Source organism: Flammeovirga sp. AWQ4_249, from assembly GCF_056161045.1.
The window spans coordinates 48,340-60,990 of the sequence record NZ_JBSWYJ010000025.1 but is presented as its reverse complement, the minus strand read 5'-3'; the positions used below and the strand labels follow the sequence as shown (position 1 = coordinate 60,990).

The 12,651-nt window shown below is 34.9% G+C and carries 9 protein-coding genes; all 9 read right to left on the bottom strand.

Translation table 11 applies throughout. The annotated features are described in order from the left end of the window. Positions 1-39 precede the first annotated feature (39 nt). Genes ACXAHM_RS17490 through ACXAHM_RS17450 form a run of 9 tightly spaced genes read right to left on the bottom strand, consistent with a single transcriptional unit; the run spans position 40 to position 12,636 of the window. The gene (locus ACXAHM_RS17490) at positions 40-876 is read right to left on the bottom strand and encodes an SMP-30/gluconolactonase/LRE family protein (RefSeq protein ID WP_474962392.1); all 837 of its coding nucleotides are present in this window, start codon (positions 874-876) and stop codon (positions 40-42) included. Between the two features lie 3 nt (positions 877-879). Next, on the bottom strand, positions 880-1,668 hold the full coding sequence (locus tag ACXAHM_RS17485) for an SDR family NAD(P)-dependent oxidoreductase (protein ID WP_474962389.1): 789 nt from the start codon (positions 1,666-1,668) through the stop codon (positions 880-882). 17 nt (positions 1,669-1,685) lie between these two features. Beyond that, complete coding sequence (locus tag ACXAHM_RS17480) at positions 1,686-2,855, bottom strand: mandelate racemase/muconate lactonizing enzyme family protein (RefSeq protein ID WP_474962385.1); 1,170 nt, start codon at positions 2,853-2,855, stop codon at positions 1,686-1,688. A gap of 24 nt (positions 2,856-2,879) precedes the next feature. After that, the gene (locus ACXAHM_RS17475; RefSeq protein ID WP_474962380.1) at positions 2,880-3,593 is read right to left on the bottom strand and encodes an RraA family protein; all 714 of its coding nucleotides are present in this window, start codon (positions 3,591-3,593) and stop codon (positions 2,880-2,882) included. A gap of 23 nt (positions 3,594-3,616) precedes the next feature. After that, on the bottom strand, positions 3,617-4,879 hold the full coding sequence (locus tag ACXAHM_RS17470; RefSeq protein ID WP_474962376.1) for an MFS transporter: 1,263 nt from the start codon (positions 4,877-4,879) through the stop codon (positions 3,617-3,619). Between the two features lies 1 nt (position 4,880). After that, positions 4,881-6,422 (bottom strand): glycoside hydrolase, encoded by a 1,542-nt coding sequence (locus ACXAHM_RS17465; RefSeq protein WP_474962372.1) that lies wholly within the window; start codon positions 6,420-6,422, stop codon positions 4,881-4,883. Positions 6,423-6,428: 6 nt separating this feature from the next. After that, entirely contained in the window at positions 6,429-8,012 is a 1,584-nt protein-coding gene (locus tag ACXAHM_RS17460) for a glycoside hydrolase (RefSeq protein WP_474962370.1), read from the bottom strand. 5 nt (positions 8,013-8,017) lie between these two features. Further along, positions 8,018-9,595: a RagB/SusD family nutrient uptake outer membrane protein gene (locus ACXAHM_RS17455; RefSeq protein ID WP_474962368.1), complete on the bottom strand. Its 1,578-nt coding sequence runs from the start codon at positions 9,593-9,595 to the stop codon at positions 8,018-8,020. Between the two features lie 11 nt (positions 9,596-9,606). Next, positions 9,607-12,636 (bottom strand): SusC/RagA family TonB-linked outer membrane protein, encoded by a 3,030-nt coding sequence (locus ACXAHM_RS17450; protein ID WP_474962365.1) that lies wholly within the window; start codon positions 12,634-12,636, stop codon positions 9,607-9,609. Between the last annotated feature and the right edge of the window lie 15 nt (positions 12,637-12,651).

Genomic DNA, 12,651 nt, shown 5'->3' with positions numbered 1-12,651 from the left:
AAAAAAGTCTATCTCACTGTATGAAATAGACTTTAGAAATTATTTGTAGCTATAAATAAAAATACCACCACTATTTGGGTATTCTTCGAGTTCTTTAGCTGACATTGAATAACAGGCTGATGTAATCGCTAATGTTTTCTTCCCAATAAAGGTACATGAAGTTACATTAGGGGCATCAATGGTTACAATTCTTAGCAATTTCCCATTTTTGGGATCCCATTGAGTTATTTTTCCACCTCCCCAATGTGCGATCCATAACTTACCTTCATCATCAACTGTCATCCCATCAGGAGCTCCATACTCTTCAGGTATTTGTACAACTGTTCGTTTATTTTTTATTTCATTCTCATGAGATAATTCCCATGCAGTTACAGCAAATAAAACAGTATCTATAAAATAAGTAGTTTTATGATCAGGAGACCATCCCAAACCATTTGCAATAGTGGTTTGGGGAATTAATACCTTGTAGTTTCCCTCTTGATCTATTCTATAAAAACATCCCGCCCCCTCTTTTACTGAAAGACTCATTGTACCAGCATAGATCGCTCCATCTGGTCCAATTTTGCCGTCGTTAAACCGTATGTTTTCATCAAAGTTAAATGGAGGTTGATGTAATAATTGTTGTGATGTGGTGGTCCTATTAAATTCAACTATTCCCTCTTGTGTACCTAAATAATAAATTGAATCATTTTTATGTACAGCAAAACCTACTCTACTACCTATCAAAAATTCCTCATTTTGATAAGTACCAAGATTTAAAAAATTAAGTGTAGTTTTTTCTATATCAACCCACATTAACTCATTATTCTCTTCAATCCAAATTGGGCCTTCACCTAGAGTAGCTTTACCATTATATATTAGTTTTGCTTTTTCCATCTTCTAATCGTCTTGCATGATTGCTCCTCGACCTCCATCCATAAGAATAGTAGTACCCGTAATAAAAGAAGAGTAAGGTGAAGCTAAAAATGCACATTGTGCTCCGATTTCCTCCACTGAGCCTAATTTATTGACCGGATGTCTTTTTTCAGTTCTTTCTTTTTCTGCTTTTGGATCATCAAATGAATCGAACCATTTATCGGCTCCTTCAGTTTGGATAAATCCTGGCGCTAATCCAACGATTCTTATACTTGGTCCCCATTCTATTGCCATGCTTCTTACTAAACCAGTAAGTGCTGTTTTGGTAACATTGTAAGGGAAACAACCTGGGATAGATGAATAGGCATGGTTTGATGCCATTATTTCAATTACACCTATATCACTTTTATCTAAATATGGTTTACACAGTTTGCTTAAATACCAATGTGATTTTAGATTAAGATTATGATTTCTTTCCCAATCTTCAAGTGAACAATTTTCTGCTCCTTTGAAGACATTCATTCCAGCATTAGAAACTAATATATCAATTTGGCCAAACTCTTCAACTACTTCTCTAACAAATCGATCAAGGTCTTCTGTTTTTGTAACATCACAAGAAGAATAAAATGCCTTTTGTCCTTCTGCTTCAACTTCTTGGTAAAAAGTAGTCACTGAAGTGGAATCATTACTTCTCATTCCACACCCTGCAATAGCACAACCTGCTTTTGCCATCATTTTTGCAATACCAGCTCCAATTCCACTGGATACGCCTGTTACAATGGCTACTTTTCCTGATAAATCTATGGATAACATTTTATCTTTATTATGAATTAAACATAGAAATTATCACTAATTTCAACAATACCTGGATGCTTTTCCATTTCCTCTTCGATCAAATCAATGCCTAAACCTGGTTTATCAGATAGAATCAATTTACCATCTTTGATATTTAAAGGCGTATCAATAATTGTATCTCTCCAAGGCACATCAGTAAACATGATTTCTAAACGGAAGAAGTTGGGTACAGAAGCACATACATGACCACTAGCAAGAGTTGAAAGAGGTCCATTTGGATTATGAGGAGCTAACAATACATTGTATGCTTCCATCATTGTTGCCATTCTTTTCATTTCAGAAGGACCACCACATCTTGTAATGTCTGGCATTAAAATATCGCAAATACCTAATTCAAGTACCGGACGAATACCATGTCTTGTGTAATGACGTTCACCAACACAAATCGAAATTTCTGGATTCAACCTATCTCTAAAAGCTTTAAGCATATCGTGATTCTCAGGACCTAATGGTTCTTCAAACCAAGTAATATTCAAGTCTGCCATTCGATTACCCATGGTAATTGCAGTTTTAGCATTGAGCATAGCATGTGTCTCAATCATTATATCAAAATCATCACCTACTGTTTCTCTTACTCCTTTTGCAATGTTATAGGCATGATCCATCTGTTGTTGTGTCAAAGCCATAGTAGATGATGCTCCACTACCTTCTTCTCCATAGAAATAGTTTGTATGAGCAAATGGATCAAATTTTAAACCTTTGAAACCTGCATCCACAACTTTTTGTGCTTGTTTAGCATAATCTTCTACAGTATGTGCTCCATTAATAAACCAATAATTGGCATAAAGATTAATTTCATTTCTAAACTTACCTCCTAAAAGCTCGTACATTGGCATGCCATATTTCTTTGCTTTTAAGTCTAATAAAGCCATATCAAGACCACTGATTGCGCACATACTCACTCCAAAAGGTCCTACCCAGTTGAGGTCTCTATATAACTTAGTCCAAATATAATCTGTTTTCAAAGGGTCCATTCCTATGATTAACTTACCTGCATGTTTAGTAGCCGCTTCAATCATAGGGCTACCAGGCCAGTTAGTACTTTCACCAACACCTGTCAACCCTTCGTCTGTATATATTTTTATCATTGTCCAGTTGTACTTGATACCTTGTACTAACCAAACTTTTACATCTGTAATTTTCATTTCAATACTTCTTTGCTAGTTCTATTACATAATACCGTATTTATCAAAAGATGCCTTTGCAGATATGCCTCCTTCGATTGCTTGTTTTACAATTTTCTCGCCTCTAGCTTTTTCAAAAGCACCTTGTAAAACTTCTTCTTCAATGGCTTTAGGAATAATACAAACACCATCCATATCTCCCACTACAATATCTCCATCGTTGATTCTTGTTCCATCAATTTCTATTGGAACTCTAAAGTCTATTACTTTACCTCTTGGTCCTTGATCTTGAGCATATCTACCATATGAGAAAGTAGGGAAATCTAATTCTAAAATACCCTCAGTATCTCTAGAATATCCATTGACAACAGCGCCTGCTGCTCCAAGAATTTTGGCTCTAGTACTCATTAATTCACCCCAAAGTGCATAACTTGGTGATGCTCCTGTACAGATATAGACTTCATTTTTCTTCAAGTCATCCAAAGCTTCTAACATCAAACCAAATGGTTTTGACATAATAGGATTATGACTCGATTCACTTAATTCTTCAAAACAATCAGCTTCTAATACTGTCATTGCTCTTCCCACTACAAACATATCATCTCTAAGTGGTTGTACTTGGGGTGGCATAAATTGATGAAAATACCCCATTTTATCCATTATATCACCGATAACAGCTGAAAATAATTCTTCTCTAATTAGACCAAATAATTCATCATCATTAGCCCAAGTTACTTTTTCTTCTACTAAATGTTCCATCAATTATATCTTTAATAAAATTCTTATTCTTGTACTTTACTTCCATTTAATGCATAGAATAATAAGTAGGCTTCTGAAAGCACTACGATTATCCATGTCCATTGCCAATCACCTTGTAAGGCATCTGCCATAATTCCTTGAATCCAAGGTAAAATTGCTCCACCTGCTACACCTATCATTAGTACGCCCGAACCTTTTGCTGTATATGAACCCAATTTGTTGATGGCAAGTGTAAAAATTGCTCCCCACATTACAGAATGCAATAGTCCAATTCCAGCGATTAACCATAGTTGCTCAGTAAGCATTGCTCCTATTGACAATGCAATCGCTACCCCTGATGTTACTGCCAATTGAATATTTCCAGATATATTTTTTAGGAATGATCCTAAGAATCTACCCGCTAACATGCCACTCCAAATAAGTGTAACCATTAAGGCATATACTTCTTTTTCAATATTTAGACTTTGTGCATGTAATACGATATTAGAACCAATACAAACTTCAGCACCTACGTAAACAAAGATTGCTATTACTCCAAGTCTTAAGTGTCTAAAACTCCAGACACTTCTATCTCCCGCATACTCTTCTTGTTCTGTATCTTCAGCAGGATCTGGTAGATGAAGCATTTTTAATCCAAAAGCAATTAAAATGACAATACCAGCAAAGACACATAATGGTAGAATGATATCAGACACTTGAGGAATGCTCCCTCCAAAAATGATAGAGGCAACAAATAATGGTGCTATAGCTGTACCTACTGAGTTTACAGCTCCAGCAATAGTCAGACGTGTAACTGCACTTGTCCCTGGTACTTCACATGCTGCAATAAAGGGATTTGCAACTGTTTGTAAAATCGACATGCCACAACCTTGTAAAAAAGCTCCAATCAAGAAAATGATATAAGCCACAGGTATAGTTGCATCAGCAATTTGCATTGTACCAAGTGATTCATTGAGCATTGCAGAAGTAGCTTCGATCAACAAAGAAACTGCCGCAATCCCTAACCCTACCATTAGGGTCACTTTATGTTTATATTTTTCGATTAGGTTAGCTGCAAAGTTTCCTGTTGCAGGATACCCCATAAAGAATGTGAAAACGATTAAAGTTGTTAATGTATTTTTTAAGCTATTTGATTCTGATAAGAAAGCTTGTTGTAATGGGGCTAAAAATTGTTGGTTGACTACAGTTAGGAAACCTATTAAGAAAAATAGCCCTACCATAATTAATAATGGTACAGTATAATTTTTTTTCTCCTGCTGAACAGGTTGTTGTTCGATGACTGACATATTATTTTTTATAAATAAAAGTGGTTACTGATCTTTTTGGAATTGAGTTTACTGCAGCAGAAGCTTTTAAATCATTTTTTTCATCTGTAACATAAACCTCTTTTAATTCAAATGATTGATCATTGAAAGAAGGATTGAATGGGATTTCTTCTTCTGATAAATTGGTATAAACGACAACCAATTCTTCTTTATCAGGTGAGATGAATGATGTACCTACAACAGGTAAGTCTGATTCAATATTCATTTCAACTCTTTCAAAACCAGGACGAATAAATCTACTATAGTTCCCTAATGCCCAAAGTGTTTTGTGAGCGATATGTGTACCGCTTTCTCTTATATCTCCTTCATTTCCTCCTTCAGGAATGACTTCAACTAGACAAAATCTATTTTTGTGATTCCATCTAATTAAATCAATAGCCGTCCAATATGACCAAGAGGTTACATTTGCAAAGTTTAAATCATGATTAATTACATTGGACATAACCAAAGCTATATCCATAGTTGAAGCCTCTTTATAACCAGGGAAATAATCATATTCTTTACTCAACATACTCCATTCTGTTTGGCTTAAGGCTATTCCATTTTTTTGAGCTGCATTTAATGCTAAAGTTCTAGATTCTTCCATTTCTTTGAAGTTTCTATCTAACCAGTAGCTATGTGCACTCATGATTGGTTTTACAGAAGGTAAATTTTTGATTGAAATAGCAGATGTATCACTAAAAAAGTCTTCAATCTGATTACTTCTTTCTCTCTCTGATTTTTCTTTATAAAGATATTCCCAATCTGCTGCTTCTCCCAGCATTATTTTAGAATCGATTCCTCTACTTACAAAGACACTATCGATATTTTTCACAAAATGGTAAATCTCTTTATTGTGAGCTGGTGTTCCCTCTTGTCCTTTTTTATCCCAATTATATTGAGGTTCATTGACAGGGCTAAGTAGGTTAAAATTGATTCCTTCTTTTTTGAAATGTTCAATAACGTCAGCAATGTATACCGAATAGTCTTTATAGCCGTTTGGCTTCATATTAAAATTAGTTCCACCTGGTGCATAACCTTTCCCATTTTTGGTATAAGCTACCTCTGGAGTAATACTAAAAAGTATAAAGTTATCTACACCTTCTTTAACTGCTTTTTGAGCAAAGAATTGTTGTCCCATTTCTTTACCCCAATCATAAGTGCCATCTTCTTCTAAAAAACTTTCACTTCTTCTTGATAGATCCTTGATATTACTTGAATCTCCAAGTTCTGTAGTTCCACCTCCAAGGTTAAAGCGCCATCCAGATAATCCGATGCCTTGAGGTTGACCTTTTTTTATTTTTTGTGAGAAAAATAAATCCGCTATTTGCTCTTTTTCTTTTTTGCTCCAATAGGTTCCTATCCAATTCCCTGCCCAACAATCTGAAGCTGAGAAAAACTCTAATTCCTGAAACTTCTTATCCGTGTCAATATTAACTTGAGCTTTTTTCTCTGTTGGAGGATTGCTCCCCCAACAGATTTGGTTTAGGATAAAAAGTATGCTGATTGACAATAAGTATCTCATATTGTTTTATTTATAAATAACGGTTGTTACTGATCTTGGTAATAAAGGTACTTTTCTATCACCCTCTTTTATTTCTTCTTTATACAAATCATAATCTTCACTAGTTACATAAGATTCAACCGCTTGCATGCTGTTGTCTATTTTAGCTTCGATGCCGATTTGCTTATCCGATAAGTTTGTATAAACAATTACAACCTCATCAGCACTTGGTGAAATAAAAGCAGATGTTAAGAGATTTGCATCTCCATCAATTTCAATATCTATTCTTTCAAAGCCTGGACGTACAAAACGGCTAAAGTTACCTAGTGCCCAGAGTGTTTTTGTTGCGGTATGAGTTCCTGAATTTCTAATGTCACCATAAGCACCATCAGAAGGTGTCACGCTTACTAACATAAACCTATTTTTTTGGCCCCATCTTTCTTGATCCATAGCAGTCCAGAATGACCATGATGGAACATTAGCATAATTCAAATCATGGTGAATAACTTTTGCTAATTGAAGTGCTACATCATTATAGGTCGCTGATTCATGTCCAGGATAATCTTCATAAGAACTGCTAAGTAAACTATATTCTGTTTGGAATAAACTTAATCCATTTTGAGATGCTTTTCTATAAGCTTCAGTTCTTGTTTCTCTCATAATTTCAGAAGTTTGATCAATCCAATAACTATGAGAAGATATAGCTGGTGCTACATGACTAAACTCTCCGATATTTAATTCAGAATCATGACCAAATAATGTCTCAATTTGATTACTGCTATTTTCATTTCCTTTTACTTTATAAAGATATTCCCATGTTGCTGCTTCACCTACAAGAAGTTTAGTATTAATATTATTTTCAGTAAATGACTTATCTAATGCTTCTACGATACTATAAATTTCAGCATTTGTAGCTGGGCTACCTTCTTGACCGGGGGTATCCCAAGCATATTGTGGTTCATTAATAGGGCTATAATATTTGAAGTTAATTCCTTCATTACCGAAGTGTGAAATTACTGTAGAAACATAATCGGTATGTTCTGCTAATTTACCTTCCGCTAAATTATAGTTTACTCCACCAGGTGAATAACCTTTACCATTTTTGGTCATAGAAACTTCAGGTGTAATACTAAACATTACAAAATCGTCCACACCATATTCTTTCGCTTTTCTAAGAAAATATTGCTGACCCATTTCTTTGTTCCAATCCATTACTCCATTCCCTTCCAAGAAACTTTCACTTCTTCTAGATGGATCTTCTATATCACTTGCTTCACCTTGTTCAGCTGTTCCACCACCTAGATTAAATCTCCATCCAGAAAGACCAATTCCTTTAGGATATTTCCCTTCTATTTCTTGAGAGAAAAGAAGTTCAGCAATTCCTGCTTTTTCAGATTCATCCCAATATGTTCCTACCCAGTTTCCAGCCCAACAATCTGAGGCCATAAAACTTTCCATTTTTTGGTGTTTCACACCTACTTCAACATAGGCAAAAAATTCTTTATCATTTGGCATTTTTGGAAGATCATGATCTGGTTCAAATACATATTGATCAGTACAAGCTCCCAAGCCTAGTAATGCTGCTAGATATGCTAATTTTATTTTTTTCATTTTAATTAGAAGTTAGGATTTTGATCAATTGCTCCATTTGACAATTGTATTTCGATATATGGAATTGGGAATACAAGGTCTCTATCTTCTTGGAAGTAATAACCTTTGTTACTTGATTCCACCTGATTATCAATCTCATATTGATCAGTAGAAGTTTCAGTATTGTATTTTACAAATGAACCATTAGGTCCCATGATATTACAAATCACTTTTTTCCCATTATCAGCATCCCATCTTCGGATATCATCTAAACGATGAAATTCACCACCTAATTCTAATCTTCTTTCATTACGAATTGCATCTCTAAGCTCAGTTCCTGATGAAGTTATATCCTCTAAACTAACTCTTTGTCTAACTTGATTAAGTGCCATTTTTGCGGTAGCTTCATCACCTGTATGATAAGAAGCTTCTGCATACATAAGTAATACATCAGCATATCTCATAAATCTATGATTTAACTCCTGAGTTGCATTATTGTAAGGTGTTATTCTTTGGCTCTGAGGAATATAAAATTTTCTATTAATTCTAGCTGATTTATGTTTTGATGGGCTAATTGTAATTGAAGATTGATCATCATCCCCTATAACATTATCTCCATCTTTGACAATTGTCCATTGTAGGCGCTCATCATCACCTGCATCAAGAAATGCTTTTTCAAGATTACTTGTAGGAAGGCCCCAAGACCAACCTGAGTCATCACGAGAACCAGTCAATACAGATACTTGAGATCCTAGACCGTATTGTGTATCAGCAATAAATTGTCCTTCAAATACTCCTTCAATACTGTTATCAAAATCTGCATTCCAAACTTGACTAAAATTAGCTAATAATCCATATTCTGCTGAATTCACTACTTTAGTAAACATTTCTTTAGCTTCAACATATTTTTGTTGAAAAAGATACACTTTACCCAAGTAAGCCATTGCTGCTCCTTTGGTAGCCTTACCCCTTTGATCTATACTATATTCACTTCTTGCAGGTAGATCTTCAATAGCGTCTTGAAGATCTTGCTCAATAAAAGCGTAAACATCTGAGACATTATCACGCCCTTTTCCCTGTGTATCTTCTGGAAGTAAAACTTTATCCATAATTGGAATAGCACCAAAGTTTTTCACTAAATCAAAATGAAAGAATGCTCTAAGAAATTTAGCTTCTGCAAGCATACGATTCTTATCGTCTTCATTTTGTAAAGAAGCTCCTTGAATACCATCAATAGCAGTATTACATCTTTGAATTCCTTTGTATCTGTGTTCCCAAAATTCTTCAAGCAATCCGTCATATTTAGGATTCATATAGTGAGCCATTTTCAAAAATGAAGAAGGATCCTGAGTTGTATTACCCATCCACAAATCATCAGATGCCATGTCGGTTGCCAAATAAAAACCAGCAACTGGCCACCAACCTGAACCAAAGATACTTTGATAACAACCATTGATTGATGATTCACACTCTTCTGCTGTTTGATAATAATTATCCTGCGTTTGAGTTCCTAATACAGGTTGTTCAAGAAATTTAGAGCAAGAAGTTGAACTAGTTAATGCTAGTGCTACTAGAGCAACTTTTAATATATTTTTTGTGTTCATTCTAATTTTGTCTAGAAGTTCGCATTAATACCAATTAAGAAAGTTCTAGGTACAGGATATGAAAGGTAATCAATTCCATATGCTGTTGCCTTACCTGCAGATGCTGTTTCAGGATCTAAACCAGAGTAGTTTGTAATCGTGAATAAGTTTTGTGCTGAGAATGATACTCTCACCATATTATCACCAGTAATTTTTTCAGGTAAAGTATAACCGATTTGTAACAACTGTAACCTTAAGTAAGATCCATCTTCTACATAGAAAGAAGATACAGTATTATAGTTTTGGTTAGGGTCACTTACTGATAATCTAGGATGTGTGTTTGATGTTCCCTCTCCATGCCATGCAGAATTATAAGTTCCTGCCCAAACATTTTGATCATAATTACCAGACATGTAAGTATATTTGGTTGTATTGAAGATATCGTTCCCGAATTTACCATTGAAATTGGCTGTTAAATCAAAGCCTTTGTAAGCAAAGCTAAGGTTAAGACCTAGTACAATGTTGGGAGCTGGATTACCAATAAAAGTTTGATCATCTCCATCAATTTTACCATCACCGTTTATATCAGCAAATTTAATATCACCTGGCTGTGCATTTGGTTGCATCAACTGACCATTTTCATCTGTGTAAGAGTATACCTCCTCCCAAGTTTGGAAAATTCCATCCATTTGGTAACCATAGAATAAACTTACAGCTTGACCTTCTTCTGTTCTTGTTACTGGTGTACCAGCAAGAGAACCATCTACATATGGAGCTCCATCTACAAGTTCTAATGCTTTAGATTCTACATGCGTTAAGTTTAAACCAATGTTATACGTGAAATCACCTTTTGACTCTCTCCAATTAATTGAGAATTCATATCCTCTTGATTGCATACTACCAATGTTAGCCCACATTCTTGAGTTTGTATTTGGGTAACCTAAGTATAACGGGTTGTCTTTTTCCATTAGCATATCGTGTGATGTTTTTTGGAAAATATCAGCTACCATTGTTAAACGATCATCAAATAAACCAACATCTACACCGAAGTTAAAATCTTCTACAGTTTCCCATGTAAGGGTATTATTTCCAATTGAACTTAAAGATGTACCAGGTACTCTTTCTCCATTATAGCTATAATCTGTATAACCTATCAAACTTAAATAAGCTGAGTTAGAAATAGATTGATTACCTACTTGTCCCCAACCTGCTCTAAGCTTTAAGTTTGAAATTGTTTCACTATCTTTTAAGAAATCTTCTTCACTGATTCTCCATGATGCAGATAACGAAGGAAATACACCATATTGTTGATCAGTTGGGAATTTTGAAGAACCATCAGCTCTTAATGATGCTGTTAGGTAGTACTTATCGTTATAATTATATTGGAACCTACCTAAAAATGAAACTAATGAAGAAACTTCTGCATTACCAGATCCAAATTGATCACCTGTACCCGAATTAACATAATGGAAATTAGGGTCATTCGAAGGAACATCCGTTCTACCTGCTTGAGACCAGTCATAAACAAATTTTTCCATTGTAAAACCAGCCAATGCATTAAAATGATGCTTACCAAAATCCTTAGAATAATTTAATGTATTTGCCCAGTTCCATGATGAATTCATTGTGTTCCCTCTGTAGATCGAACTAATTTCACTTTGTTCTAGAGGGTCAATGTAAAACTCTGGTGTAAATGAGTTTGTTTGTTGATAATAACCATTAATACCATACTGTGTTTTTAATTGTAAACCTTCTGCCAGGTCATATGTCAAATAAGAATTTAATAAAACACCAAAAGCAGTTCCATTGTCATTATCAATCGCTCTATCAACAACACCTGCAGGGTTCCAAACTTGGTTATTGTAAGAACGTTGGTAATTATCATAAGGATTGTCAGACCATTCATCTTCTGGTTTATAAACTGGAGTTGTTGGGTCCATTGTCATAGCAGAACTTAATACATTAGGAGTTGTTTCCCAACCTTCAACTCTTGGAGCAAAATCAACTCCGAAACTCACCTTATCATTTACTTTATAAATAGTATTGAAACGTGCCGTAATTCTATCATAATAACCTGCATCATATTGTGAATTTTGCTTATAGTAAGATAAACTACCTGAGTATTGAATTTTTTCTGCTCCACCTTGGAAGCCTAAATTATAGTTTTCAGTCATTGCATAGTCATTGACTACTTGGTCCCACCAATCAGTACCTTCAGATGTATCACTCAAAGGGTTCCAGCCTGGTTGAATACCGTCATTCAATCTTCTAGCTTTATATACCATCTCATATTCTTCAGGACCAGCAAGTTCAGGTTTTGGCATTTGTTGCATACCTACTGATGCTTTAAAATTAAATTTCATTGGTCCTTCCTTACCTTTCTTAGTAGTAATTAGAACAACACCATTCGAACCACGAGTACCATAAATTGCTGTTGCAGAAGCATCTTTTAAGATTTCAATACTTGCAATATCATCTTGGTTTAAGAAATTAATATTATCACCAACAGGCATACCATCTACGACAAATAATGGGTTAGATCCATTTATCGTTGTCATACCACGAATGATAATATTTGGCGCTGAACCAGGGTTACCTGTAGAGTTCGTAATCTGTACACCGGCTGCTTTCCCCTGTAATGACTGTAATGCGTTATTAGTAGTATTTGATTGCAAATCTTCCGCTTCAACAGAACTAATAGAACTTGTTAAATCTGATTTTTTTGAGGTTCCATAGCCAATAACAACCAGTTCTTCCAATTCTTCTACTGATACTTTTAAGGTGAGATCAAATTGTCTTTTAGTACCTACAAAAACTTCTTGTGTTTCATAACCAATATAACTTACTACAAGAATACTTTCCTCTGCTACATCTTTGATACTAAAACCACCATTAAAATCAGTAATTGCACCTTTTGTAGTTCCTTTTAGTAAAACACTAACCCCTATAATGGGCTCACCAGCCTCATCTTTAACTATACCCTTGATATCATCTTGGGCATAAAGAGTGTTAGCTGTCAGTGCTATAAGTAGCACTGACAATAATATTCTAATTTTTTGCATGATTGTTTGCTTGTG